At 44.4% G+C, this 25,186-nt stretch carries 24 protein-coding genes; 4 read left to right on the forward strand and 20 right to left on the reverse strand.

The genetic code is table 11. The features are described from left to right. Positions 1 to 30 precede the first annotated feature (30 nt). Positions 31 to 564, reverse strand: a complete 534-nt coding sequence (locus QUB70_RS10915) for a helix-turn-helix transcriptional regulator (protein ID WP_332980246.1) — start codon at positions 562 to 564, stop codon at positions 31 to 33. Beyond that, positions 561 to 1,007 (reverse strand): DUF6932 family protein, encoded by a 447-nt coding sequence (locus QUB70_RS10920; protein ID WP_332980247.1) that lies wholly within the window; start codon positions 1,005 to 1,007, stop codon positions 561 to 563. The genes QUB70_RS10915 and QUB70_RS10920 overlap by 4 nt, the downstream gene beginning before the upstream one ends. Before the next feature lie 269 nt (positions 1,008 to 1,276). Between QUB70_RS10920 and QUB70_RS10925 the strand changes: the two genes are divergently transcribed. Further along, positions 1,277 to 1,480, forward strand: a complete 204-nt coding sequence (locus tag QUB70_RS10925) for an RHS repeat domain-containing protein (RefSeq protein WP_332980248.1) — start codon at positions 1,277 to 1,279, stop codon at positions 1,478 to 1,480. 243 nt (positions 1,481 to 1,723) lie between these two features. Here the strand turns inward: QUB70_RS10925 and holA are convergent, their stop codons facing one another. The 4 genes from holA to QUB70_RS10945 form a co-directional block, all read right to left on the reverse strand. Further along, positions 1,724 to 2,680, reverse strand: coding sequence for a DNA polymerase III subunit delta (gene holA, locus QUB70_RS10930; RefSeq protein ID WP_332980250.1), 957 nt, complete (start codon positions 2,678 to 2,680; stop codon positions 1,724 to 1,726). Beyond that, positions 2,677 to 4,110, reverse strand: a complete 1,434-nt coding sequence (gene dnaX, locus QUB70_RS10935) for a DNA polymerase III subunit gamma/tau (RefSeq protein ID WP_332980252.1) — start codon at positions 4,108 to 4,110, stop codon at positions 2,677 to 2,679. The genes holA and dnaX overlap by 4 nt, the downstream gene beginning before the upstream one ends. 376 nt (positions 4,111 to 4,486) lie before the next feature. Next, on the reverse strand, positions 4,487 to 5,986 hold the full coding sequence (gene dnaN, locus QUB70_RS10940) for a DNA polymerase III subunit beta (RefSeq protein WP_332980253.1): 1,500 nt from the start codon (positions 5,984 to 5,986) through the stop codon (positions 4,487 to 4,489). Positions 5,987 to 6,391: 405 nt separating this feature from the next. Then, positions 6,392 to 7,819: an ATP-dependent DNA helicase gene (locus QUB70_RS10945; protein ID WP_332980255.1), complete on the reverse strand. Its 1,428-nt coding sequence runs from the start codon at positions 7,817 to 7,819 to the stop codon at positions 6,392 to 6,394. A gap of 279 nt (positions 7,820 to 8,098) precedes the next feature. Here QUB70_RS10945 and QUB70_RS10950 point away from each other — a divergent pair, with 279 nt between their 5' ends. After that, on the forward strand, positions 8,099 to 8,428 hold the full coding sequence (locus QUB70_RS10950) for a XisI protein (protein WP_332980257.1): 330 nt from the start codon (positions 8,099 to 8,101) through the stop codon (positions 8,426 to 8,428). Positions 8,429 to 8,468: 40 nt separating this feature from the next. Here the strand turns inward: QUB70_RS10950 and QUB70_RS10955 are convergent, their stop codons facing one another. From QUB70_RS10955 to QUB70_RS11000, 10 genes are all read right to left on the reverse strand, one after another. Continuing rightward, positions 8,469 to 8,924: an HNH endonuclease gene (locus tag QUB70_RS10955; RefSeq protein ID WP_332980259.1), complete on the reverse strand. Its 456-nt coding sequence runs from the start codon at positions 8,922 to 8,924 to the stop codon at positions 8,469 to 8,471. Beyond that, positions 8,921 to 9,157 (reverse strand): hypothetical protein, encoded by a 237-nt coding sequence (locus tag QUB70_RS10960; protein ID WP_265239291.1) that lies wholly within the window; start codon positions 9,155 to 9,157, stop codon positions 8,921 to 8,923. The genes QUB70_RS10955 and QUB70_RS10960 overlap by 4 nt, the downstream gene beginning before the upstream one ends. 282 nt (positions 9,158 to 9,439) lie before the next feature. Continuing rightward, a complete protein-coding gene (locus QUB70_RS10965; RefSeq protein ID WP_332980261.1) occupies positions 9,440 to 10,681 on the reverse strand; it encodes a hypothetical protein in 1,242 nt (413 codons plus the stop codon). A 482-nt stretch (positions 10,682 to 11,163) separates the two neighbouring features. Next, the gene (locus QUB70_RS10970; RefSeq protein ID WP_332980262.1) at positions 11,164 to 12,018 is read right to left on the reverse strand and encodes a PRTRC system ThiF family protein; all 855 of its coding nucleotides are present in this window, start codon (positions 12,016 to 12,018) and stop codon (positions 11,164 to 11,166) included. Continuing rightward, a complete protein-coding gene (locus QUB70_RS10975) occupies positions 11,984 to 12,622 on the reverse strand; it encodes a hypothetical protein (protein ID WP_332980264.1) in 639 nt (212 codons plus the stop codon). The genes QUB70_RS10970 and QUB70_RS10975 overlap by 35 nt, the downstream gene beginning before the upstream one ends. A gap of 61 nt (positions 12,623 to 12,683) precedes the next feature. Next, positions 12,684 to 13,391, reverse strand: coding sequence for a hypothetical protein (locus QUB70_RS10980; protein ID WP_332980265.1), 708 nt, complete (start codon positions 13,389 to 13,391; stop codon positions 12,684 to 12,686). Positions 13,392 to 13,457: 66 nt separating this feature from the next. Continuing rightward, positions 13,458 to 13,814: a DUF3768 domain-containing protein gene (locus QUB70_RS10985; protein ID WP_332980267.1), complete on the reverse strand. Its 357-nt coding sequence runs from the start codon at positions 13,812 to 13,814 to the stop codon at positions 13,458 to 13,460. Positions 13,815 to 13,901: 87 nt separating this feature from the next. Further along, entirely contained in the window at positions 13,902 to 14,687 is a 786-nt protein-coding gene (locus QUB70_RS10990; RefSeq protein ID WP_332980268.1) for a hypothetical protein, read from the reverse strand. Beyond that, entirely contained in the window at positions 14,687 to 15,151 is a 465-nt protein-coding gene (locus QUB70_RS10995) for a hypothetical protein (protein WP_332980269.1), read from the reverse strand. The genes QUB70_RS10990 and QUB70_RS10995 overlap by 1 nt, the downstream gene beginning before the upstream one ends. 10 nt (positions 15,152 to 15,161) lie before the next feature. After that, positions 15,162 to 15,632, reverse strand: coding sequence for a hypothetical protein (locus QUB70_RS11000; protein ID WP_332980271.1), 471 nt, complete (start codon positions 15,630 to 15,632; stop codon positions 15,162 to 15,164). A gap of 243 nt (positions 15,633 to 15,875) precedes the next feature. Here QUB70_RS11000 and QUB70_RS11005 point away from each other — a divergent pair, with 243 nt between their 5' ends. Beyond that, positions 15,876 to 16,019: a hypothetical protein gene (locus QUB70_RS11005; protein WP_332980273.1), complete on the forward strand. Its 144-nt coding sequence runs from the start codon at positions 15,876 to 15,878 to the stop codon at positions 16,017 to 16,019. Positions 16,020 to 16,947: 928 nt separating this feature from the next. On the opposite strand, the gene QUB70_RS11010 is transcribed toward QUB70_RS11005, so the two are convergent. The 4 genes from QUB70_RS11010 to QUB70_RS11025 form a co-directional block, all read right to left on the reverse strand. Continuing rightward, the gene (locus QUB70_RS11010; protein WP_332980275.1) at positions 16,948 to 17,265 is read right to left on the reverse strand and encodes a helix-turn-helix domain-containing protein; all 318 of its coding nucleotides are present in this window, start codon (positions 17,263 to 17,265) and stop codon (positions 16,948 to 16,950) included. Continuing rightward, positions 17,234 to 17,584 carry a hypothetical protein gene (locus QUB70_RS11015; RefSeq protein ID WP_332980276.1) on the reverse strand — a complete coding sequence of 117 codons (351 nt, stop codon included), beginning with the start codon at positions 17,582 to 17,584 and terminating at the stop codon, positions 17,234 to 17,236. The genes QUB70_RS11010 and QUB70_RS11015 overlap by 32 nt, the downstream gene beginning before the upstream one ends. Before the next feature lie 743 nt (positions 17,585 to 18,327). Further along, on the reverse strand, positions 18,328 to 21,756 hold the full coding sequence (locus tag QUB70_RS11020) for a plasmid replication protein, CyRepA1 family (RefSeq protein ID WP_332980278.1): 3,429 nt from the start codon (positions 21,754 to 21,756) through the stop codon (positions 18,328 to 18,330). A 375-nt stretch (positions 21,757 to 22,131) separates the two neighbouring features. After that, complete coding sequence (locus tag QUB70_RS11025; protein ID WP_332980279.1) at positions 22,132 to 23,769, reverse strand: hypothetical protein; 1,638 nt, start codon at positions 23,767 to 23,769, stop codon at positions 22,132 to 22,134. Positions 23,770 to 24,178: 409 nt separating this feature from the next. On the opposite strand from QUB70_RS11025, the gene QUB70_RS11030 reads away from it, so the two are divergent. Further along, a complete protein-coding gene (locus tag QUB70_RS11030) occupies positions 24,179 to 25,153 on the forward strand; it encodes a tyrosine-type recombinase/integrase (RefSeq protein ID WP_332980280.1) in 975 nt (324 codons plus the stop codon). Positions 25,154 to 25,186: the final 33 nt, after the last annotated feature.

A 25,186-nucleotide genomic window follows, 5' to 3' on the forward strand; every position in this document is an offset into this window, starting at 1 on the left:
CTGCTGCGATATCTAGATAATAACTAATGACTATTTTTCAACTCTCTGAGCTTTAATTTCTAACTGCTTTCGCTGTCGTTCCACCAACTCAGCCAGAGAACTTTTCCTCCCTTCCATCTCCTGAAAATCCACCACAAAACTAGCTGTTTTCAGCTCAACCGCTAAAGCTTCAGTAATATCGATAATTTCCACCCAACTCGCACATTGATAATCTGAGTCTTCGTATTGCTTAATTCGATTTTCTTCCAGCCCCAGTCTATCCGCAAGTTCTTTTTGAGTCATTTTCGCAGCAATTCGAGCTTTAATTAAGACTCTTGGCAGTTCTAAAATCGAATCTACTTCAATTTTGAGGTCTTGAGTGCGATCGCACCCCACCAATCTTTCATACTCAGCTATTTCTGCCCTGAAAGTATCCAGATGACTTTGGATAGATTCACGCATTACTAACCACCAAGGATCGTTATTTTTTACCTCTTCATCTTGGGCGTCATACTGGGCTAGCGTAGACTCACATCTTTTCGCTAACTCTTGGGTATACTCATATTGCTTTTTATTTCTAATCATGGCGACCACCTTACTAAATCTATAGCAATAATTCCTTTAGGATGCAGCTCTCTGTCCCGTTGAAATAGTTCATAGGAAGTTAGATCGTAACTACCGACTGGCTGGTCGGACGGAAAGATTTCACCGCGATAAAGAGCTTTCTGCGCGGCTCTATCTGCATAATTTCTCAGTCTAGGAGCATGAGTTTTCAGATAATTCATATCAACCTCTTCTCGATCCCAACAAGCATCAAAATCTTGAGGAGCTAGTTTGCTAGTAATAAAACTACCATTGATATAAATTGTTCTGCATCCTGCTGCCTTTAGCTGTTCCATTGCCATTTGCAATCCATCTATCATGCGAGTGCGAAGTGGTGTTATTCCAAATCGCTCTTTGAATTCTTCCCATTCGGTCCAATACACTCCTGGTGGCAAGTTGCCGTTCTCATCAAATTCTGGAATCATGCCCTCACACCTTTACATTTTAACACAATTTCATTGTCAGTTTTTATAGCTATTGATTTCCTCAGCATACCTGAATATGCAGGCAAAAAGCTATCGCTATGAGTGATAATTAATAAGTTGTAACAGAAGCGACTGGTGCGATGCAGGGTTTTGAGTTAATTTTCAGGTCTAATTCGACACTGAATGTTCCGAATATTCCGACTCAATACGGTCAAATAGAAGTCGCCACAACTACATTTAGACTAAACTGTCAAACTCACACCTAAACGATGGAATACGACGAGGATTCGGAGGGCCTAATCGTCGCTATCAGAACCTCCCAAGGTAACAGTCAATCAGTAGTTTATGATGCCTTGGAACAGGTCAAATCGATGACAGATGTATTTGGGAACGTCACATCATACAGCTACGACTTGCACCATCCGGGTCAAGAATACAACTCTACCTGGTGTGTCGGTTGTAACTCCCATTAACGAAATTACCTTACAGAAAAAATATGGTAAGCGGAAAGCGAGCGAAACTTTATTTAGTCCGCTTGATGCAAGCGACTCTCTTAGACTTTAGTCCCGGTAAAAGTTTGTAATAAATCTGGACTTATTGTACATTATTTTACGCCCTAAATGTAAAAAAAAAGCTTGATAAGTAAAATGAAAAACCGCTTTTTTAACAAGGCAGTTAATGAAAGGCTGCCGAGTTAATACGGCAGCGCTTTCCTGTTATTTAAAGTGAGTGAGTTGAGTGATTCTGAGCAAAGCAGGTAACATGGAGTCAGGCTTATCTCCAGTTTTGAGGGCAATTTCCAAATCAAACAAAATGGAGAGCGCTCGACTTAAGAAGTTCGCAGATACTTCCTTAACCTCCTGCTTAAGGAAATACAGCCGTTTGGGGTTACTAATTCCGCACATACTAGCAATTTCGCTATCAGAACGTTGTTGGCAGGAATTGAGAGTAGCTTTTACCCACAGCCAAGTTTTAAACTGGGTTTGAAGAGTAGCAATAATTGCTAAAGGAAACTCTGCCCTTGAGAGCAATTCGTCAAGCACCTTAATTGCCGCCACTGCTTGACCTTTTAAAAGGGCTTCGGCAAGTTGAAAGCTACTGGCTGTGGTAGCGGGAACGAGGGCTTTTGCTGCCTCTTTCGTAATACCCTCGCCGTCGGTATAAATGGCTAATTTCTCTAGTTCACTGACTCTTCTAGCAGAATCGTTGCCAATGGCTACCGCTAGATAACTGACAGCATCTCTGGCAATTGAGAGATTCATCTGTTTAGCAGTAGTAGCGATCGCACTTTCAATTAAATCGGTACGCCAAGGGGGAATCAAAGTAAATTCCTTAAGTTGACCAAACTGCAACAAATGCTTGACCACCTTGAGCCGCTTGTCGATCGCACCAGCAGTAAAGACTAAATGCGTCGTGGTAGGTAACTGGGACAAGATTTGCAGCAATTCTAGCCCAGTTTCTCCAAATTGCTTGAAATCGCAATTTTCAACGACAATGAGTTTGCTTCCTCCGCCGAAAGGAACTGAAGCAGCAGCAGAGAGGGCTGCATCCAGGAAAGAAGCATCGAAGCGGTGGATGTTGAAATCTCGCCAGAGAGGGTGAGTTTGAGTTTTGAACTTTTCCACTTCTCTGGCGATCGCGTAGGTATCATTCCCAATTAAGATATAGATCATGCTGCTAAATCCTCCTGTTGTTTGACAGTGACATTAACAGAACGACCTAGAGCTTTAGTGACGATACGCTGCACGGATTCAAGGTGACTTTTAAACTTAGTCGCGTATTTTCTTTCTACTACTAACACACATGAATCAGTAGAAAGTTCTGCAATTTTAGCTCGGTTCAAGAGGTCGCGATTGCCTGGTTTCGCTGCTGCTATTACTTGCGCCCAAGTTGCCTCTAAGTCAGGAGCAGGAGCAGGAGCAGGAGCAGTAGCCTTAACATCTTGAGGGCTTTTATCAAGTTTGTCAAATCGATTAGATTGGGAAGTGGCCGGCAATCGCATTTCGGGGGCAGCGGGTTCGCTCTTACCTATCAAGTTCAGCAAGCAGACTTCTAACCAGGTAGCAGCATTCGTACTGGTTCTCAATTGAAATTCTGATTTTTGCAATTGTGCACAAGCCGCATCAATTGTTTCAAAATCGAAAGTGCTAGCGAGCGATCGCAGTTGTGAGTAGGCAACGGGCCCTGTAATTAAATTTTGGCAGTGGCGCGTTGATTTGACAATGAGCAAATCTCTCATTGCTGCTAGCAAGTTGCTGAGAATCAGTTTGGGGGTTTTGCCACTGTCAATGAGGGTTCTCGAAGATTGCAGTACGCTTAAGGTATCGCCAGAATGAATGGCTTTGAGAAGGGCGATCGAGTCTTCCTCGCTGATGCTGCCAGAGACTTCTGCAACTGAAGAAACCGTAATCTCTGAATTTAGCAGTGAAAGCTGAGAGAGTAGTTGCAGGGCATCTCTTAGCCCTCCGTCACAGGTGTGAGCGATCGCCCGCATTGCCGAATTTGCGATCGCAATAGATTCAGCGGAGCTAATTTTGTCCAATTGTCCGATAATAGCATCAACTGACAGAGATCGGAAGTTAAAAGTTTGGCAGCGGGAGATAATTGTCGGCAGCACTTTATGTGCCTCAGTCGTACATAGAATAAACACCACATGAGCTGGAGGTTCCTCTAAACATTTGAGGAGAGCATTTTGAGCGCTGGTACTGAGTTGGTGACATTCGTCTAAAATCCAAATGCGGTAGCGACTCATCGCTGGGGCAAAGTTGCTGTGCTGGATTAATTCCCTGGCATCATCCACGCCATTGTGTGAAGCAGCGTCGATTTCAGTCACGTCTAAGCTGGAACTAGAATCAATGGTTTTGCAGCTTGAACATTCTTCGCAAGGAGTGGCGGTTGACTTTTTGCTATTCAAGCAATTGAGGGATTTAGCGAGGATGCGAGCGGTTGAGGTTTTGCCTGTTCCTCTGGGTCCAGTAAACAGGTAAGCTTGAGCAATTTTGGAGGAGGCGATGGCATTGGTCAAGGTTGTTTTGATGGTATCTTGACCTACTAATTCTTGTAGGTTTTTTGGTCGGTATTTGAGGTGCAGTGGTTGGTACATTTTGAGTTGTTAGAATACTTCTAATCACTATTCCCCGATAGGGGAGCCGTGCCTGAAGTTATGCCATTTCTCAAAACTCTTGTTACACAATTGTTAGGTTTGTTTGTGGGATCTGTTTGTCAGGTGCGGATCTGTGAGATTGTTTGTCGAATTTAGTTAGGGTTTTCAACTGCGACACACCCTACGGGTACTATTGCATAAATCTTGATAATTAGTATTAAGATCAGTTGTCGCCGCTGGCGAGCGTCCTGAACACCTTTTTAGATAATTGTCTATGTTAAAAGAGCAATTAAAATTATTCTGATTCATACAGTAATAGGCTCCGAATTGGGGCAGAAGAGGGCATCAAATTTAGATGCCACTCCCCACCTTTATACTATTCTTGCGGAGCGATAATGTATTCGCACTCTAAAGCCTCTGTACCCGACGCTGGTATTCCAAACGGTGCAATCAGCATGGGAGCCGTAGGAGTTGCCATTAACATCCGCAAATCGGAACTAGAAACAGCTTTAACTGTATCAATTAAATAGCGGATGTCACACTTGAGCCGAAAGTCACAACCGAATAGTTTGGCATCAACTATCTCAGTACCAGAACTGAGAGTATTATTGAGTGAAATTCGCACTTGTTGACTATCTAAATCGAATTCAAAAATTGCTGTAACATGGGACTTATCGCTGTGAGAAGCTAACCGCTCTAAGGCTTTCAAAAAGCTGAGCTTCTCTACCACAATTTGATGGCTAAGTTCATGCCGATAAGGAGCAATGATCTGGTCGCAATTCGGGTATTTTCCTTCTAATAACTGCGCTGTCAGCCGCCAATTGTTCCACTCAAAAGCAACAAAATTACTGCTATTGTCAGGCTCAGTTTCATAGTAAATAGCTACTCTGTCAGTGGGATTCAAAGTCCGCTCTAATACCCGGAGTACCTTAGTGGGTACTGTAAATTCCACGTTTCGAGTGTTCAAAATATCGGAATCACTGCTTTCACTGAATCCTACAACCATTGCTATCCGATGCCCGTCTGTTGTCCAAACTCTCAATTGAGAAAGTCCCCTTTCTGCGTCGTGGCTTAGTTGAAAATTAGCTCCAGTTAAGATACGTTTGGTTTCTTCAGAACTTACAGCAAATAAGCTGGCTTTGAGGACAGCAATTAACACACTAGCAGGAATGGTCACAAGTTTTTGTTTAAGGCTCTTGATAGCAGGGAATTCGTCCGCAGTTAGCCCACGAATGACGTGCTTGCTCCTTGATGCAGTCAGAGTGGCACTGACTGATGGAACGTCACTTCCTTTGATAATTTCCCAAGAACTCTTTAAGGTAAGGCGACTTTTCGGAAATTTTCCGAGAATATCCGCGAGTATGGTTGCAGGGAGAGTGAGCTTTCCAGATTGATTGACATTAGCATCAAAGCTCACTTGCATTCCAAATTCCAGGTTATAAGCAGTTAAATGCAATTGTTGAGTTTTGGCATTAGCTTCTATTAGAACATTGGATAAAATGAGATGGCTGTTATTGCTATAAATGCTGCTTTTGAGAGTCTGTATGTAATCATTGAATTCTCTGGTATCACAGGCGAATTCAACGATTGAAGGGGAAGGAGAAGGCTCCGGTAATGTCGCATCGTTTGATTTAGCTCCTAAATCAGAAGCATCGGCTGCTGAAATTGGTGCATAGTCTGTGGAATTTTCAGAGGCTTCTACTTGTTCGGAAAGTGCTGTCTTAGGCTCAGAATTTGAAGAAATATTTGTTATTCCTTTGACCGATTTTCCAGATTTAGCGGAATTAGTCGCTGTTGCGGGAGAGCGTTTTTTCTTGGTTGCTCTCTGTACTACTTCTTGTTGAGGGGGTGCTTCTGTAAGTCTAGATTTTGCCATAATTAGTTGTGTGTCAGAAGTTCGATTTGCCGCTGCGGTAGCAGCACTCGCGAGCGGTGGCTGAAAAAAGAGAGTCGAAGTGTGGAAAGAGTGGAACCAATATGGTTGAGAGCAGGTTGATTATTGAAATTAAATTTTAACAATTAAAGGTAATAATCAACCTTTATTTTAGGATGATAAATTTGAGCTTGTTGATTAATAAAATCGTAATCTAAGTAGCAGTTTTTGGGAGTGCATCTTGTCGAAAAAAGGAGAGCGAAGCATTCCGGCATATAAGTTATTGGTGAACGTCTCATATTTACGGATGTCATGCTTCGCCCTACTGATATATTATTCTAAGTGAGATGTCCCCTTTTTCACAAACCGATTTATTGCTATTTTATCCCTACTTTCTACTGCCTATCATCAAAAGTTACTTGAACCAGATTTAGTTAAGTATCCTAATACAAGTTGAACTCTGGATGAAATTGGAGGGACAAATAGTATCCGTTGGCGGCAGCGACTCGTTCCGACATACAAGAGGCGGTGGTATTCTTTAAGTTTCTGTTTGATGCTCATTTCTTTTCCCACCAATAGCCTAGTCAAAATGTCATTAATGTCCAAACCCACTTCATCAAAAGTGCTGCCTTGAGAATTGTGAATAGTCAGGGCAAAGCAATTGTCAATTTCGGCAAATATGTCGTCCTTAAACCAATAATACTTGCGCCATAAAAATCCGCTGCGCTTGGCACTCTTGAGTTTTTCCTTAAGTTCAGCCTGGTAGCGTTTATTTTCGGATTCATGCAGCGCAAAGATTTGCCGAAATAAACCGTCATCGGTCATAATCTTTAAAAGCCATACTCGATAGCCGTAGTGTTGGATCGTTTCAACTTCTTTAATGGTAAATTCAGTTGAAGTGGGCAAAATAACGGTCTTACCATCAGGGGCCATGACTGGTTTCTTAGTAATCAGCCTTTCTCCCGGTATGAATCTGGGGGCTGTTTGACCGTAAACTTGTTCTCGGAGGGCCTGATTGTAATAGTTGACTTGCTTGTTTGTCCAGCACAGAATCCGAAAGCAGTCTGGGTTAAAAGTGAATTCGCGCTTGATGGTTTTGAGGGCATATTGCAGGAGTGTTTCTGACTTAACTTTGAATGCACCGTTAGATTTGTTCCCTTGAGTGTAGGTAGAATGTGGCAAGAACATATCGGTTTTATTCTTGACACAAGAACGGCATTCGGTGATGAAGTCGAGGACGGGACTTTCTCCAGCTTGCCTGACAACTTCGGTTAGCATAGTTTTATTGGTAATGCTGAAGACAGGCGAGCGTTTTTCTCCGACGGGGTTAAGCTGAGCTGGGTCGCCCATGAGAATTAATTTGCGGTGGTTGAACAGGGTACGTTCAAATCTGCGATCGATCCAATCCCACAGTTGAGTCCCAACCATTGAACATTCGTCGAGGAAGATTATATCATATAGGTGCAGGGTACTCAAACTTGTCTGCTCCAAAGTTTTCTCTTGTTCTTTTTGAACCATGCCTAGTCCTAAAAGTTGGTGTATCGTCATAAAATCTACTCCGAAAATGCCTTGAGACGCTGCCATTTTTCTGAGGATGCCGACTGCTTTGTTGGTGGGGGCGGTGAGGGCAATTCGCTTGCTTTTACTCAAGAGTTCTTTGATAATTTGGAAGACGATTGTGCTTTTTCCTGTGCCTGCGTAACCTCCGAGCAAGAAGAATGACTCGGTACTGGTTAGAAAGACTCTCAATTTATCGATAGCTTGCTGTTGTTGCGGTTTGAGTGCGAAGGAAAATTGTTTAAATTCCTGCGGTCGTTCTAGTAAGGTTTGAATCATTATTAGTGCCTGGTGCTAATTTTATCATTCTCTTAATAAGCGTTAGCTTTTTGATTTATTTATCACCTAATGAGTCGGATTCACAGCATATTAAGTCTTTAAACTTGAGTCTTTCTATCATTTATAGCTGCTGCACCCGCGCTTGTTAGCTGTGGAGACGGAAGGTAGCTAGCACTGCTGGTCTGGGGTTCTTCATCCAAATCGATTTATTCAAAAATTAATCGCTGAACATCAACTCAAGTTACTCATTTTTGAAGCTATTAAAGAGGAGATAGTTTTATGGAAAGAATAAATTACGGAGAATTAGTCCAAACAATTCTATCTCAACACTCAGGGAATGACCTAGATACTGAAACAGAAGTACAATTAGTTTTTGATACGGAACGGGAGCATTATCAAGTGCTTCATTTGGGCTGGTACGAGCAAAAACGGGTTTACGGCTGTGTAATTCACGTTGATTTAAAAGATGGAAAAATTTGGATTCAAAGGGATAGAACCGAAGCAGGAGTAGCGAATGAGTTGGTAGCTGCTGGAGTTCCTAAAGAAGATATTGTTTTAGCTTTTAAAGCTCCTTATGTACGTCAATTTACTGATTTTGCAGTGGGGTAAATTGAGTCTATCTTTTAATATTTAATGCGGACACATCCGCTTACTCAAGCTGCCGGGGATCTTCTGAGGGAGGATGCCAACCAGCCTGAACCCATAGCGCACGGGCTTCTTGGATAGAACGTTCTCCTCTATAGCGTTCGTCGTTGAGGTCAAGACGCTCACAAGTAGCTCGACCGATGGGAGTTGTGCCGACAATCTTTGTGCCGTATGCGTTCCAGATGAAGTGGTCAGACCACTGCTGTTGACGGGGATTAAATAAGGGCAGAATTGCTGAGGTTTCGACATCCCGACCCACAATGAAATTATAACGATGCTGGTTACAACGGCTGCAAGCCAGAGCTAGGTTATCAGAATTGTCGGAGCCTCCTAGAGAGCGCGGCTGGATGTGATCGATGGTGAAACGAGAAGTGCTGATTTTTTCTGGAGAGTGGCAATATTCGCACAGGTAGCCTGCGCGTTTCCGCACCAATTGCCTTGTCAACTCATTAATAGTCATTGCTGGGCAACCAAGAGTGAATTGAGGTAGGTAAAGATGCGGTCTAGTTCCCCTATGGCATTGAGTTCTGCCTCTTCTTCTAGGATCAGCGAACCTGTCTTGTTCTTTTCTAGCAGGTCTTCGAGGCGAGATTGCAACTCGTCGGTAAATTTGAAGAGTCGAAGGTTATCAATTTTATCAACTTTAATGCCCGTTTCCAGCAAGGATTGTGGGCTAATCACTACTTGGATCATAATTTTGCTGCTCCAGCACAAAGCACTAGCTTAACCTTAGCCAATTTTGATCGACCACCATTTTTTTATATTTTATTAAGAATGATTAGGCTCATCAAGTTGTCAAAGGTAGGGTTGTTAGATTTTAACATAGATTAGTTAGGGTTGGAGGAAATATGAATGTGCGATCGCCAGTCCAGAGAGCGATCGCCAGTCCAGAGAACTCGATTTGTTGTAACCACCTGCGTACAGTAGCCCTAGCCCTGTGTACCTTAAACGTTTGGAGCGATCGCATTTTCCGGCTCATCTTCTAAAAGGCATCCCTTCTAAATCAAGTTCAGCAACTTTTGCCAAAGCTTCTAAACGCTTCTTTAATGTTTTATGCCGGGGACATTCTACAGCGTATTCGTATTTAGAGCCTGTATGTTGAATATCTGGAACTTGGCAATCAATTAAGTTGCTAAGGTAGCCGACTAGCTTTTTGATAGGTATTAGCCAAGCTTTAGCTAACGCTTTTGTACGGAACCCAATCCAAGCTCTAAAGTAGGAGCCGTCTTCGCTAATCTGGTAAGCCACATTGGGGGATAATTTAACAATAGCTTCGATACGGGCAATACCCAAACCTTTGAGTTCGTTTAAACTGTAATTTTGGATTTCTCCGCTGTTCCACTCGATTTGGAATGGACGTATATTTTCAACGTTCAAGCGTTGGACTATCCCCCTTTGTTGAACTCCTTCTCGGCATTTTAAAATGTAATCTCCCTCTTTAAATCCGTATAATCCTTGTTTCTTGGCTAGGTTTTCTAGGTACTGCTTCCAGGTTTCTTCCCAAGCTATGTTAAAGTCGAGAAGCTCGTAATTTTCTTCGCTCAATTGTCGAGCCAGTTTTTCTTTGAACTGCTGTTTTTGAATTGGCATAGCGAATTCTAAGAAGTTGTCGGGTATTTCGAGAGCTAAATACGTCTTAGCTCGGATTTTGAGGTCAGCAACAGACAAACTGCGAGCGGCTTTTAACTGCTGAGGCGCAGGAATATCTATGGTACAACTTGTCGGGAAGCCTGGAAACAAGTTAATGGGAAAGAGATAAAATTGGCCGAGAGTCGAGATAAAAATGTGGTGTTCAGTTAGCGATTCTACTTGGAAAATAGTTGTGTTACTGAATTGTACCTGTTGCGAATTAGCAAGTACGATGGTTGTGCAAGCGGGAAGTTCTCCAGTAGTTTTTTGAGGAGTAAACTGAGGCACAAGGGAGATTTTGAGGACACAGATTTCATCAAGTGTATAATCCCAAGAAAAGCTGTCTTCGCTGTTATTAGCATCCCAGGTAATTCTTATAGGTCGATCGGTTTGATTTAGAGAAGTGACAGTACCGTAATGCTCACCAGTTTTGATGATATCGCCTACTTTAAAGGGAAGTTGATCGGAAGGATGCGGAGTGAGAAAAGGGAAAATTACCGCTACCACTTCTTTAACTTCACTAGGGGGAGTGTTGTCAGATTTAGAGCAAATAGTTGAGATATCGATTAAAGCGGTGTTAGAGTCCATAACCTTTGAGAAGTTAATTTTTTTTCAACTTCTCCCGTTAGGGGGTATCTTCTCAAACAGAAGCCTAAAACTTTCTAGTTTTCGCTAGCATCTTTGGTGCATATAAAGCAAATTTAGGCTTTATTTAGGCTTAAAATTTGTTTAAGTCCCGCTAAATATATCGCCAAGAAAGCAACTTGGACAGTGCCTGAGTGAATCAAGGTATGGGAAATTACAGTCAATCCTAGTCAGATTGAGCTGATTCAATCCTTTGCCGACGAAGCCTACACGAAACTCTACAACTCGACACAGTATTAAACAAAAAAAAACTTAATAAAGTTAGCAAAATAAAGGGAAGGGGAGGGTAAAGGTGTATTGTTAAACCTTTACCCTCCCCTCTACTCTCTCATATTTTTCAGATGGGTATGAGGGCTATGTCCTTAATTTTATCAAGCTTTTGACGGGGTTGTTATCCCGTTAGTTGTAGCTAACCAGGATTTGTATCAAGTACGACTAAACTTTATGAGAGATGAACAACTGATAAATTCTGAGCGCATAGAACCAGATTTAAGGTTAAGGAAAGTGGCAAACTTACGCAAGTCCTTTGTCAAAGTGAGGCGGAATAGATAGTCAGTAACGATTGAGGCAATCGTTTGATTAATTGTGAGACTCTGAGCGTTAAGATTAGCCAACTCAGCACAAGATAAATGGGTATTTTCCAATTCTTCAGGTCGCAATTCTATCAAATTGGGGCATTGTAAAACAGGAGAGGGAAGCGCTCCCATAATGCCTATCTTCTTAAACTTATCCAGGTGCGTAGTTAGCTCTTCAAGGCTATTATGGCTGCCCAGTAGAATTTGACCGCTATCAAAGTTATTGCCAGCATCAAGATACCAGATTCTCGGAATCTCAGCGTGGCGGTTATTCTCTAGCGTTTTGCCCAAGGAACGGCGAGCAGCACTATTGTCAACGCAGCCAATGATAATTACCAAATCATTCCAGTATGATTTTACCAATTTGGGGTCAAAATAGTCAGGAATTGCACTAATTTCTAGCCCCCAGGTAAGATTGTAACGTAAGGCAAGAGTAGTGGCTTTATTCAATCCAAGTTCAGATTGACCAAATCTCTGCCTCCCCAAATTTTTCCCTTCCACAATATCGGGATCTACAAAGGTAATATTGACATTTTTCCCAACTTGTTTGAAAACGTAAGCTAATCTCGCTAAACTTTCAGCCACATAAGAGCCAGTGCCGCCACAGCCAACGAGCCATAAGTGAAGGTGAGAGTAATCTTTGAGAAGGAGAGGTGTGGAATTTGCGTACTCAAAGTCGAGGTTTAAGGGAGTTTTGGTAAGCATCAGTGATCAAATGTGGCTCTTCAAATACAGAATTAGCTTTAATTAAGCTATAGTGTCCGAAAATTCCGATTCTCACTAAAATCTCAGGAGTCAAGGTATTAACTTTACCCAAGACTGCATAGAGGCGAAAACCCCGCTCGTCAGCATCATCTGTGCTGCTAAAGAAAGCAGGCATTTCTGCGTGAGAGTGGCACTCAATTAAAGCAGTTGAGTAGGATGAATTGTCAAAAGGCTGGCAGCTCGTTCGGGTAGTCAATTGGAGTGGAATTGTCAGTTGCCATTGATTACTACTGTCAAGGGATAGGTGAAATAAAATCTCTGTGAGATTGCCACTGCTATCTTTGGTGAATACAGCTTTTGTCAATATAGAAAGTAGCAGTTCTGATGGTACTAAACGAGTCTCAAGGTGCAAGTAGGGTTCTATAGGTGGCAACCCTTTGATAGTATTGGGCGTTGAATTTGCAACAGGAATCATGGCCTCTAGTCCGGGGCGAACTGAACGCACAAACACGCCGTTAGAGGCTGTAACGTATTCGCAGAATACCCCAGTAGCAATGGGAGGCAAGGGAATAGAGGCATGAATGTGGTTAAAAAGTTTTAGCATTAACTTAAACTTTGTGTTGAACAATAAATGTTGAGTGCAGTCCCTACATAGAAGTTTTGATTTAGGTAGGGTTAGCAATCAATAGGAGGTGTTGCACTAAAGAGTCAATTGAAGGACTGTACCTCACTTCAACTAAATCTTTAACAGGATAGGTACGCCTTTTTCTCAAGGCTAAACTTTTCAGATATTCTCTGACATCTTGGGGAAACTTTCGGCTTTTTTGGCTGGATAAGTCAGCATTGAAAGGAGTGGTTATGAAGCTCTGCCAAGCAATGTCAATGGTTTGAGTTGAAGCAACAGGTGGAGTATTTTCCCCCCAGCAAATTAAACCGTTTGGATGGATGTTTGGTAAAGGAGTGTGGTAAGCTTTCGACTCTGGGTTGAAAGTAGCCAAATCAGTTGCAAATACCCAATATTGAGTGTTGTGTCCTACAAATACCAAGGCAGTTAGTGGAATAGTAATGGGTTTACTATCATCAAATTGGAGGTTATATTGGGCAGGAGATATGAATTTTACTACCCAATTTCCTTGAGAGTTAGTTCCCCACCTTATGACTCCTGGAGGCATCCAATCCGTATCAATCGGCTCGTGACAAAATGCAGTTCTCAAACTGACAGAGGAGAGTAGTTTGTAGCGTTCCTTTGTTCCTTCTCGATAATGGAACAGATATTGTTCTTTGATGAACAGTAATTCAGCATCAATTTCTGCTAGCTGTCGAGGAGCTGTTTGCAGAATTTCACGAAAGACTTCTCCTGACAAATGTTGCATAATAACTTGAAATCGATAGAGGTTATGGAGCTAACCCGATAGGTAAGGTTAGCTCATGCTTGAAAATTAATATTCGTTCGACTGCATTAGGGTAGCAACTCTCCAAGTTTTGTCGGGGTCTTCTGGACATTCTGAACTAACTTCCTGATTTTCCAGCCATGCTTTCCTGTCAAAATAATCAATTTTGAAAAAATAGCTTTTACTGTCAAGTTGAATGCTAAGAAAATCTCGTTCTCCGTAGGGGTTGTTGCCAGCTTCAAAACTGTTAAAATCTCTTAGTAATTGCAGTAACTTTTGTTGCTGTTCGGGAATAAGAGCTTTTACAGCTTGAGTAATCCGAATTTCACCAATTTTGGTATCTCCTTGACGTAATTGGTCATTAAGACGTGCAATTCTTTCGGTTGCTGTTAGAGTTTCAGTCATAATTAAGACCTCAATTTCCAACAACTACAACCGCACTAGCGGTTGCTGGTTCACTCGTAATTATTCGGATTCAGGGGTAATTCAAATTTACAAAGCGCTTTTGTTCCAGAGTTCAATAATTTGCTGAAAATGTCGATGGCGGTCAGTAGCCAGCCAGTCAATGACCTGTTGAGCCTGGGTTATTAATTCTTTAGCACTTTGCCATTGTTCTGATAAAAATATCAAGTTTTCGACTGTCCATTCTCCAAATTGATACTCGTGTTGAACGCAGCAGTCAAGCCAAATATTATCAGTTGAGTAATTGAGAAAACTCAGTACAATTGGCACCCCTTTTACGGGAAATTCAGCCAGAGAGCAAAACTGTTGAAATTGCTGATGATTGATACTATCTGGTGGTAAAATCTGAGAAAATGAAACTTCAAATTCTTGTTCATACCAATCTTTCACATCATTTTCAGTGAGCCAATTTAGTCCTTCAAAACTTAGAGACAGCAGGATTTGCCATTCAGGAGCTAAGGAATCAATATCTTCATAGCTCAACCAATCCAACCCCCAAGACTCAATCAGGAGTTGGTCGAGGCGTTCTTCTTGTGCTATTTCTAATTGCCAGGGGCTGATCGGGATAAGTTCTGTTTTGTCAAGAAGACGGAAAAATTCTAATTCGCGGGGGCTATGATTATCAGGAGTATCCGAGTAAATAGAACTGGTACTGGTAGCAAATTCAGTTGAAAAAAAGTGCTGGTAAAGATTGAGAATTTGAGCGCTATTGAGCGTTTGTCTGAGAAATTCAATCGCTTCAAGTGGCTTAGTTACTGGGTAGGAGTGTCGCAAAGCGGCAATGGCTTGCGACACAGACAAAATGGTTGCAGGCATTAAAAATTAAGAGGAATTTGGAGACAAGCAATAGCTGGCGCAAGTTTGAGTTTTTTGAGAGTGTCTCTAAATCGCTGTAGTTCTTGCTCACCCAGAGCGATCGCGTCAGAGAGTTCTTGAGCCCGACTTGCCAAGGTTAGCGGAGTAACACAACCGCTGATAGAGTCGCATTGCAGAGCCCAAGTGAGTTGGACAGCTTGATTCGGTTCTTCCGGTGCGGAGACAAGTGAGGGGAGTGGGGAATGGGGAGTGGGCAGTACGCATAGTTCTTTTTTCCAATCTTCTTCTACACCCTTTGTCTTGGCTTGTTTGATGATTTTAATGGGTTGACCTGTTTTTCGTTCAATTGTAGCTTCGCTTAATTCAGGGAAGTAAGGAAGTAGGACTTCTAGCAATTTTTCATCATTTGCAGTAATTTCGTTGGGCAGTTCGATTTGCCTGCCTTCATATTCTATTAGACTCATTGTTACCTCTTTAAAACAGGGGGATTTGTACTCCAGCTTCACCTTTGTTGACGGGGTGGTTAGCAGGATTTTGAAGATTTGGTTTGGCTTGTTTCCGGGGTTGACCAACAGAAGAACGAATTTGAGCGCTCACTTTTCGGTTAGGTAGGTTAGAGGCTAACCGCTGGAGCAATTCTTGTAAATGGTTTGGCCAAGCTCCAATCGAGTTTTCTCTAACTTGTACTAATAGTGGTAAGTCATCATGGCTCGTTGCTGTAATTTCTACGATTCGCCCTTCTGGATGCCCATCGTCTGGTCGCATAACTATGTGGATTTTGATTGTGCTTTGATTGAATTCATAAGGTTCTGATTCTCCTTCATCAAGTAAGTCAGGACTCTGTGAAGTGTTCTCAGTTTTGTTGATGGTTTCACCCACTTTTTGAGTAGCTGAAAGTGGAATCTCCTCTCCAGTTGGTTCGGAATTTGGTTCTATTTGGGTCATGGCTGGATTCGCAGTACAAGCAAGTGCAGCTTATTCTCAAAAATTGCCGCGATCGCGGCCTTGCTTTTAACGATCTATTTTTTGTAAATTTTTAACGGTAAGCGTGTTTCCCAAGAAATTCCTTAATTAATTCCCATTAATTATCTGTCCGACAAGATGCGGTCGCACTTGTCTCTATTGATTCTTTGATTGTAATTGCTCAACCCCCTTGACAAGAAGACGAGATAGACATTAGATAAAGGAATGGAAAAACTCCCGGACTTAAAGCAACTATCGAACGAGGCAAAAGAAGCCTTGATAGTAGAGCTATGGCAAGAAATCGAAAAACTCAGCGCAACATTAGCCACCTACGAACCTTGCGCCAGAGCCATCTCCCAAAAAAACTAGCAAAAATTCAGAAGTATTGATAGAGAAGGAATATCTATTGCGCTCGCAAGCTATATTACTATTAGCCACATCTACGATTGCACGTAACTACTCAATAACCGCTGGTGATTTTAGAGAATCTGAACGAGAGCCAGCGAGTTTAGGTTGTTCTAGCCTTGCTATTCACTAATTTACCAGCGGTTATTGTGTTTTTTCAGCGGTTTTTGAGCAGTTACGATTGCACAGCTATCAATCAGAGCATATTTACTTAGGCAATTGTAACTCTCCGTACAAATGCGATCGCTCTAGAGCGTAAATCAACACTATGATAAAAAGTTGTAGTTAGTAGATAATCAGTAAAATATATAAAAAATTCTCCCAGCTATCAGTAGGTTCTGTCGCTGGGAGAAATCGCTGGAAAGTCGGTTGATTCAACTAACGCAGGTATCTCGATTAATTCGATTTCAAACCTTCGCTGCATTCGCCGTTATTCTTTAGGCACAGTAGGCTTTGGTTGCATGTCAAAAATAATCACAAATGTGCGCGTTTTCACTAATCGCTGCAAAACCCGTAGATGATCATCTGCATCGTTTCTCTTACGAAATCGTGCCACAATAACACGCTGACAATTAGGAAGCAGGCTAATGATACACCACGGGTGCAATTTTTCAGAGTAGGTCATTTTAGTACCTCAGCAGTAAAAGTAACAGATTGTGCTCTTGTTTGATTGCTTGCCAAGACAGTAATTGAATAATCTTGTCAAAGACAGGTCACGGTGACATTGATATTTGACGAGGTTTGTGCTATAACCAGCTCAAATTATCTTTTGATGCTGAAAAAGCTTGATGTATAGCAGCCACCAAAACTGTTAAAACAAGTCAGCAGTATATGATTGCGACAACGTATACAGTCGTTGCCCTAAACAGTCTTTCCGTTATACGCGCCACTATTAATCCAGGCTATTCTCTTCGCAAGGCGGACACAGGAAAGCCACCAATGTCTCTGGAATTTCCTCAAAATGCTCCAGCAAAAAATCCATTAAAGCCAAATGACGCAAATCGACAGCAGTAGGAAATCTGCGATTTTTACCCGTTTTAAACCAACGCCGCACTGTAGAATCAGAACGAGAACAAATAAAAGCGATTTCCTCATAACTCACTCCCCACTTTGCATAAAACTGCCTCGGTGTCATTCGCAATTGGCATTGACTGTAAGCTGCAATCAAATTGCGTTCTCTATCGGTCAAATTCTGCTGCTTTTTTATCATCCTCAAACTTCTCCAAATCTTCCTCCCAGGCAGTATCAAACTGACACCACGTTGCGCTTTTGGAATCAGGAGTAAGGCAAATGATGTAGCACCACATCCAACAGCATTGACACTGTTCGTAGTTGTAAAATTTGCCGATAACCATTCCTCTGTCAGCTTCTTCGCTAACACCCGTCCAGCGCACCATTTCGCCACAGTTAAAGCGCGGGGGATGAATTTTGGCAAAGTTTACAGGAAATTCAATTGCAGGCGGCATATCCTTCAACTGTTTTAGGGGCAGGGTCGAAATCAAATCTCGCTTTCCTTTTGGGATTGACATGAGTTTTTAACTGTGCATCTATTGCACCTGATTTGTTTTGATAAATTTTCAGACCAATTTCTCGATAGAGAAATTGCAGAGCGACATTTCTTTAAATTAATAAATTAAAATCTCTAATATTAGAGCCTGCATTAATTGCAAGCGGATGCAAGCACAATCGTCTGATATTCACGCACTTCAAAGATATGATGGGAGGCTAGCTAGCAGCGATTGCTGCTCGCGCGACAACTGACAGATATGCCAACAGAGATGAAGCGTTTGGAAAGACGATATCCTCTATCAAACAAATCTCTAATTTAACTTGTGAGGGATTGGAATCTTTCAAGTTTTTACCGGATACCTGTCGGAGTTATTATTTATTGGCTTGAGATATGTTTATTGGCGATCGCTCGCAGCATTACTTGCTTTGAAGATCGGGATCTGCGCCCTCCACAGAACTCCTGCGACAGGGGTATAGCCGTCTTTCGAGGCAATATAGTCTGAAACCGCACACATAGGCGAGCGCGATCGTTCCATCCGCGAGTTCCCGTCGAGATCGCGTTTGAAAAGTATTTTTTCGGCGAGCCGGCGCCGCGAGCGTCTAATACTGTACTGAGACGCGGCCGGACTCAGATGAGTCTTTTACATGAGGGTAAAGGCTGTGAAGTCCTTAGCAGAGTAGGCTCTGCGGAACAGACGATCCTTTTCAGGTCGCACTGGGACTAAACTAATCGCACTTTTTGGCAGCGTTCTCACCTTGCTCCTCAATCCGCCAGCTCCAAGCGGCGATCGCAAGTGTGGACGATCGCACCCGAAAGCAACGATTCCACCATCACTCGAGCGCCTGAGACAGCTTTAACCACATATTTTTGAACCTCACCAAGAAACCGCACAAGCGCGCCCACCTTTAATGAGTGTCCTGCGTTCGCAGCTTCATCAATTGGTGGCACACCCCCCGATATCTTTATATCTTTATCCGACCCTGTGCCGCCAGGAACCCCTTCCAAACAGGGAGCCACGGCTTCTGCCAAAGAGATAGCCTTCTCATCCCGCTGCTGCCAAGCTGCAAAAATCGCCGCTCGGCCGTCGTTGGGGAACTGGAACTGATAAACTCGAATGCGCTTGGACTTGCCCAAAGCATCTCGTTCCTCCGACCTTTCTTGGCGAACCCGTCGCAGGGTAAAGCCTAGCTTCCCCTTCAAAACGTACTGAACCACCTCCATTGGCTGGGCATTAGGGTGGACGTTGATACCCAGAAAATCCTTCACGTCCGCAGAATACTGCTTGACCCTTTGAGCAAAGGCTATCACCTCCGGGTCAGTCCCTCGATACTCCCTGTCTGAGTCAAAGAACTCCATCAGCCCCAACTTCTTGAGAGCTTCCACAGAAGCTTTCAGGAAGCGCAAATCTTGCGGGCAAACCTTCCCTTGACCTCTTTCTTTATGCCCCGCCAAGTGATTTTTATCTCGTTTCCTGACAAACTCTGGGTCATGGGTCAAATAGTAATGCAGGCGAATTTGAGGCAGCCAGCCGTCGTCGTCCTTCAATTTCAGCTCAGGCGTTAGTGGTACACCATAAGTCTCTTGCAGTTGGTACTTGCGTTCTTGATTGAGTTCGCCGTTTGTCTTGGAGCGCTTGTCCTTCAACTTCAGATACTCAGACAGAGTAATATCAGGAGCATCAGCAACAGCATCCGCTTCTACCCTGCGGTTCTCTCGCTGAATTGACTCAGCCTCTTTCTTAACCAGAGCAGCTCCAACATTTCGGAGAGTTAATTCATTTAACTGAGCATCAACCTTCTGGGCAAGCTGCTGCAATAGCTTCCAGTTTTTGACCGCGCTGGCTGCTATTTGCTGCGTTAATCCCTCTAAAAGGAGTTGTTCTAGCTGATTTTCTCGGCACAGTTTTACCTGAAATCCTTCAGCTTTTAAGCTGTACTTAATTGCCTCCCTGTAATGCCACATTCCGGCATTGATTCTAGCAGCCATTTTTGCCCAAGTCCGCAGGTGAACTGGGTCGTGGGCCGCGTCGATGTCGAAGTCAACGCTTTGCAGCAAGCGGATGTTGGTTTTGATAACCTTCTGCTGGGAAGCGAGGAGAGCTCGGTAAGAAGCGTTGCCGTTGCCAATTTTGCCAATGCCAAAGGGCGCTGTCCAGACAAAGATTGGAACATTTTCATCCCTGACGCGAGCGAGACCTTGCAGGGCATCGTTGACGGCAATTGCTCCTTTGAAAATGCCGAATACGGCTGTAAAATAACCGCGAATGTCGATGCTAACTCCTGTGCCAATGGTGGGGCTAGCGATGATGATGTCGTAGTTTTGAATGGTGGCATTAAGTTTCTCAACGCAGCCATAAGCGGAGTGGTTGGGGTCGGCTACTGACTCGCTATCAATCCTGAGAATGCGCTTGTCAGGAAATTGTTTTTGCAATTGTGTTTCTAGGTTGCGACACGACCATTTTCCTTTGACTTTTTGGGAGTCTTCAACAACCATAATGTGGGGGTTTTCTCGATCGAGCGGGCAGCATAAGGCGTGGCTTTCAAGGTCGCAACTGGTGATTTCTCCCGAGAGAATTTGCTCCATTTGAGCGAATAGTGGTGCGGGACTTTGAGTGGTGTAGAAGATCGCGTCCCGCTCTTTTTTAGGTTTCCATTCGTTGACGGCAATCCAAGGTTCGAGGGGGATGCCAGCAAGCGCTTTCAAGTAGTCGATCGCGCAATCGGATAAATCAGCATCCTGGGCAACGATCAGGCCACCGGTGGTTAAGACGGTGCGAATGAGTTCGTGCAGGGTTTGCAAGATGGCGACGCGGTTTTCGCGGCAGGTGCTGGAGTTCAAGGCGTGCCAGAGGACTTGTTCGCACTCATCAATGAGGACGATCGCTCCTTCCCAGTCTTCGGGGTTGAAACGGGCCCTTGAGTGGGGGTGGAGGCTGTCCACGCACAAGCCGTACCCGAACAATTTGCCTTCCGGCGAGTCCTTGGTTTCGTCGATGTAGTTGATTCCCAGCCCGGCGCAGATGGCGCGGCCGAGTTGAATCCTGTGGGTGATGACTAGCACGCGGCGTTCGCCTGTGTTGAGGGCGTGGGAAACCAGGTGGGCGAGGGAGCGGGTTTTGCCGGTGCCTTTGGGGGATTTGATGCAGGCTAAGCCAGTCTCTGGATAGGGGAGTTCTCCCAGATACCGAGAATTTAGCCTGTAAGAAGCGGGATAGGTCAGCACCCATGATTCCCTATCCTGCCAAAAATGGAAGCCTTGTGCTGCGTTTTTGAGGGCAATGAGCGCGTCCTCGCCTCTGGCTACCACGAAATCGTCGATGCCTTTCTCTGGTCCCGGCAGGGTGATGACGCTGGCGGAGCATTTGGCGGCGGTGAACAGGCGGCCGAGTTTGTCAATCTCGCGGTTGACGTTGAGGACGGTAGAGCGCTTGCTGTCGCGATCGAAGCCGATGCAGATTTCCCGCCCAGGGGTGGCGAAGTGATGGAGTTCGGGGATGAGATAGGGGCTGCACTTCTCCCCTAGCGCGTTCTTGGTTCTGACGCCCATCGTGACGCCGGGGAGGGCAATGGCCGCGTAGCCCATTGTGAGCAGGCAGGCGGCTTTTTTTACGCCTTCGACGATGATGACGGGGATGTTGTTGAGCCAAACCCATTGCCAGAATAGAAGCGGGTTCATGAGGTTGCAGGGGGGCACAGGGGCAGAAGGGGGATTTTTGTCTTCCGTCTCCCCCGCTCCTGTGTTCCCCATCTCTAAGTCCTCATGGTTTATGGGGTTGATGGGGACGCCGTAGCGTTTTGCGACTTTTGCCCAGATGCGGTCCGGGACTTGCAGGAAGAAGGCTCTGGTAGGGGTTTTGGGGGGGTGTTCGTATTTTACGGGCTTGGTTTTACCGTTCGGGTCGAAGCTGTTGCGGGGTCGATCGGGTTTGAAGCAGCCCCACAGCATGGGTTGCCAGTCGTTGATGGGGTCAAGTCCCGAACACCACCACCCACCAGCTTCGATATGGCTGTAGTGCTTTCTGGCCCACCGCCATTGGGCATCGGGGTGGACTCTGCCGGAGGCGGCGTTAATTTCGTAGAGGAGGTAGGCGTAGGGGGCGTCGCCACTAAGGGGGCGGACGTTGAGGGCGAAAATGTGGGGGTCTACGCCACTGTTGAGCCATTCATTGAGGGCTAGTTCAGAATTTAGCATAGCTCACCCCAATACTTGCTCTGTCGATCGAAATCTTCATCGGGCTATTTCTTGCATGAGACTAACCATTCTTTTTCTCATGCTCTGAAAATCCCTGCTTGCACGCCGATCAAAGATAATTAGGTTAATCAGGGCGTAATAAAACGCTGAAATGGTTGCTGATAATAGGTTTCAAATTTTAGTTGTCACTAGATCCGGGTGTTTTTGTCACCAGATCCGGGTGTTTTTGTCACCAGATCCGGGTGTGTTTGTAATAATTTTCTAAGCCTTGCCCTGTAAGGAATTGAGGCTTGTTTAGAGCTAATTTTTTCCTTATTACGCAAAGGCCCAGCCTTTATTACGGGCTGGGCTGTGATTTGAACTGATGATGATGTTTTAGATCGAGAGTTCCGGTAGCACTTTAGGCAGGATTTTCCTGAGTTTGGCTGCTGTTTGGGGGCTGATCCGCTTTCCCTTCTGAAGTTGGCAGACTAGCGGCTGAGATATGCCCAGCTTTTCGGCAATGATACTTTGCTTCGTCCACCCCTTTGCTTCACAAGCCTTCTGTATCGGTTCCCACTCTAACGGGGCAGCAGATGCTGATTTCCGTTTCAGGGGCAAAGATTCTGATTTTTTAGCAGCTATCAGGGCTGGAATTTTACCGGGAGGCTTGATGGTGACGCCAGCTTCTAGGAGTAAATCAATAATTCTTTTTTTGCAATCTTTGGGTTTACCTGTTGTACTTCCGGGATGCAACCATTCTGGGTAGGTTTCAGAGTCATATATAATCTGCCAATCTAACTCGGCTAGTCGCATTAAGGCTTTATCCCAACGTTGCTTCAGCTTGCCAGCGTAGCGATGATCCTTACGGGCCGATTCAATCTCATTTTTCGGCATCGCCATCTCTAGCACGGTCTTAACCTTGTATTTCCCATTGGTATGAATGGCGCTTTCTGTTGTTATATTGATGGCGATTAAGAACGCTAGCTCATCATGATACGGGTTCATTTTCAGCGTCGATTCTGAAATCCAACCAAACTCATATAAGGCAACTGGAGGCGTGGCATTCTTTCCAGGTTTATTAAAAAAAAACTCAGTCCATCTCCCCGCCCGAATGAAGGCTACTATTTCTGTTGGTTCATCAATTTCATCTGTGAAAATGTTACGCTGCCCATAGCGCTCCACAGCAACGTCCCAAATGAGGGAATTCATATCGCATCCTAGCTTCCCGATATTCCATTTAATGGTAGCGTCCAGCCTTCTCAGAAGCTTCAGACATTGCTCTATCCTGAGTAACTTCTGGGAAGTGGTCATATCTTTACGCTCACCCCAACCCATTAAGTCTATTAAGTTAGTACCGCCATTTTTCCCGGTTCCAGCTAACTTAATTTCAGTTCTCCAGGCCGCAGGTTGCCGAAAAATATAGGCAGATAGTAAACAATGGAGTTTGGCGGTATCTTTCCCCAAACTGCCAAATTCCTCAATAATTCCCCAGGCTGCCTTGCCTGTAAAGTAAAAATATTCTTTAGTAACCGGGTCTTTATCCTTTAATGCTAACTCGACAAAACCCTTGCTGTAATTATCCCGAAAAAACACATTTTTATGGGCATCTTCCTGCCAATCCCAGATTCGTAGTAATGATTTACAAGCCGTTCTTGGAGGGGCTGAAGTGAGCACTTGAGTGATTGTGTTGCTGATAAATAGCTGAGGTTCTGTTGCGGGAACTGTTTTTGAAGCCAGCCCCAGCATAGCCGTTAATTCATCTAGTGTTCTATTAGATAAATCTAACGGTTCTAGAAAACTTAAAGCTGAATCAAGAGCCACTTTTTTCCATAAACTTTCCTCAGTTCTACCTGTCTGAAGCCAGGGGTTCTGATGATTCAATATCTCTTCGGCTGTTGTCAAGTAGAAAGCATCATCAACTATTTGCTGTTTGAGAAAAATTTCGAGTTCATCAACACACTTAGGACTAAAGCCTTCTAATGTTTCATCCCTTTTAGTAATTTCGGCATGAATCCCCATTGCTACATTCAAAGCCAAAGTTTCTAAAAAATTCCCCTGGCGTAGCTTAAGGGCGTACTCTTGAATGCGATCGCGGTTTATCGTGGTGGTAGTAGATAACTCCATAGCCTAGCCTCTTCATGCCAATAATCTCATTTTTATTCGGGTAGCCCTAAACCCTACGATACAGGGAAGTTGGTTGCTCCCGAGCGAGCGATTGTCTGCCGACACCTTTTTTGCGAAGGCTTAAAAACTGAAACAGAGTATTTTGGGGGACGATAGGCGCGATCGTCCTGCTGCTTTCCGTAGGTAGCGCTCGATCGCGCACCTACTTTCCTCATTGACGATTCTCCTCTTTTTTGACAGAGCAAGCAATTCCACCGTCAATTTGCACCCCTAATGAGGGTAATCTGGTCTGGAAAGCCAAATTATCAGGCCGGCTATGGACTTAGAACACGCTGCTAATTCCTTTGGAGAAATAGCTTCGACGCGCGACCTAGTGGCAGAGCTGTTAGCTGCCAAGCGCTCTGTCAACACTAGGCGTGCTTATGAGAAAGACTTGTACGATTTCTTTGCGACAATGACAGGGCAGGAACCGCACCCGGCATTGGTACGCGAGTTTCTACGGCTGAACCGCTTCGCCGCTGTCGCGGTGGTTCTCAAATATAAAGCCAAACTAATCGACAAGGGACTCAAGGAAGCGACGATTAATCGGCGGCTGGCGGCTATCAAAAGTTTGGTGAATTTTGCTCGGAAGGTGGGCGAGTGCGAGTGGAGTTTAGTAGATGTTGAAGGAGAGAAGGTGGTTCCTTACCGGGATACTACAGGGTTTGGCCGAGTTGCTTCTGAGAATGTGGCGGCGATGCAGTCGGTGTTGTCCATTCCTGACCGGAGTACACCCCAGGGAAAGCGCGACTATGCAGTTCTCCGGCTGCTGTGGGACAATGCGTTGCGCCGGGGGGAAATCGGCGGTGCCAATATAGGCGACTTTGACCCGCTGGCCCGAACTCTGAACATTTACGGCAAAGGTAGGGGAACTCAAGCGCAGCTAATTGACTTGCACAACGCGACGGCAGACGCGATTTCTGATTGGCTGAGCGTGCGGGGAGCTGCAATGCCCCAAGAGCCTTTATTTATCGCTTTGACAAAGCGGGAATACGGGTTGAGGTTGAGCGGGTACGCTATTTATAAGCTTGTTTTCTCAACTTGCTCCGCTGCGGGAATTCCTAAAAGAATCAGCCCGCACAGAATACGCCACGCTGCAATTACGACGCTGTTAGATGCAAGCAACGGCAATACGCGAATGGCGCAGAAGTTGAGCCGCCATACGAGCTCGAACGTCCTTAATTGCTACGATGACAATCGGCAGAGCTTGCAGCGAGAAGCGTCGGGGCTGCTGGCTGATTTGGTGCGCTAAGTTTAGATACAGCGGTTCCCGCTTTTATGAGGT

The organism is Microcoleus sp. A003_D6, assembly GCF_036702825.1.
Classification (GTDB): Bacteria; Cyanobacteriota; Cyanobacteriia; order Cyanobacteriales; family Microcoleaceae; genus Microcoleus.

Coding starts and splice junctions, on each gene's coding strand:
- QUB70_RS10915 (WP_332980246.1), bottom strand. CDS start 564: ATGATTAGAAATAAAAAGCAATATGAGTATACCCAAGAGTTAGCGAAA.
- QUB70_RS10920 (WP_332980247.1), bottom strand. CDS start 1,007: ATGATTCCAGAATTTGATGAGAACGGCAACTTGCCACCAGGAGTGTAT.
- QUB70_RS10925 (WP_332980248.1), top strand. CDS start 1,277: ATGGAATACGACGAGGATTCGGAGGGCCTAATCGTCGCTATCAGAACC.
- holA (WP_332980250.1), bottom strand. CDS start 2,680: ATGATCTATATCTTAATTGGGAATGATACCTACGCGATCGCCAGAGAA.
- dnaX (WP_332980252.1), bottom strand. CDS start 4,110: ATGTACCAACCACTGCACCTCAAATACCGACCAAAAAACCTACAAGAA.
- dnaN (WP_332980253.1), bottom strand. CDS start 5,986: ATGGCAAAATCTAGACTTACAGAAGCACCCCCTCAACAAGAAGTAGTA.
- QUB70_RS10945 (WP_332980255.1), bottom strand. CDS start 7,819: ATGATTCAAACCTTACTAGAACGACCGCAGGAATTTAAACAATTTTCC.
- QUB70_RS10950 (WP_332980257.1), top strand. CDS start 8,099: ATGGAAAGAATAAATTACGGAGAATTAGTCCAAACAATTCTATCTCAA.
- QUB70_RS10955 (WP_332980259.1), bottom strand. CDS start 8,924: ATGACTATTAATGAGTTGACAAGGCAATTGGTGCGGAAACGCGCAGGC.
- QUB70_RS10960 (WP_265239291.1), bottom strand. CDS start 9,157: ATGATCCAAGTAGTGATTAGCCCACAATCCTTGCTGGAAACGGGCATT.
- QUB70_RS10965 (WP_332980261.1), bottom strand. CDS start 10,681: ATGGACTCTAACACCGCTTTAATCGATATCTCAACTATTTGCTCTAAA.
- QUB70_RS10970 (WP_332980262.1), bottom strand. CDS start 12,018: ATGCTTACCAAAACTCCCTTAAACCTCGACTTTGAGTACGCAAATTCC.
- QUB70_RS10975 (WP_332980264.1), bottom strand. CDS start 12,622: ATGCTAAAACTTTTTAACCACATTCATGCCTCTATTCCCTTGCCTCCC.
- QUB70_RS10980 (WP_332980265.1), bottom strand. CDS start 13,391: ATGCAACATTTGTCAGGAGAAGTCTTTCGTGAAATTCTGCAAACAGCT.
- QUB70_RS10985 (WP_332980267.1), bottom strand. CDS start 13,814: ATGACTGAAACTCTAACAGCAACCGAAAGAATTGCACGTCTTAATGAC.
- QUB70_RS10990 (WP_332980268.1), bottom strand. CDS start 14,687: ATGCCTGCAACCATTTTGTCTGTGTCGCAAGCCATTGCCGCTTTGCGA.
- QUB70_RS10995 (WP_332980269.1), bottom strand. CDS start 15,151: ATGAGTCTAATAGAATATGAAGGCAGGCAAATCGAACTGCCCAACGAA.
- QUB70_RS11000 (WP_332980271.1), bottom strand. CDS start 15,632: ATGACCCAAATAGAACCAAATTCCGAACCAACTGGAGAGGAGATTCCA.
- QUB70_RS11005 (WP_332980273.1), top strand. CDS start 15,876: ATGGAAAAACTCCCGGACTTAAAGCAACTATCGAACGAGGCAAAAGAA.
- QUB70_RS11010 (WP_332980275.1), bottom strand. CDS start 17,265: ATGATAAAAAAGCAGCAGAATTTGACCGATAGAGAACGCAATTTGATT.
- QUB70_RS11015 (WP_332980276.1), bottom strand. CDS start 17,584: ATGTCAATCCCAAAAGGAAAGCGAGATTTGATTTCGACCCTGCCCCTA.
- QUB70_RS11020 (WP_332980278.1), bottom strand. CDS start 21,756: ATGCTAAATTCTGAACTAGCCCTCAATGAATGGCTCAACAGTGGCGTA.
- QUB70_RS11030 (WP_332980280.1), top strand. CDS start 24,179: ATGGACTTAGAACACGCTGCTAATTCCTTTGGAGAAATAGCTTCGACG.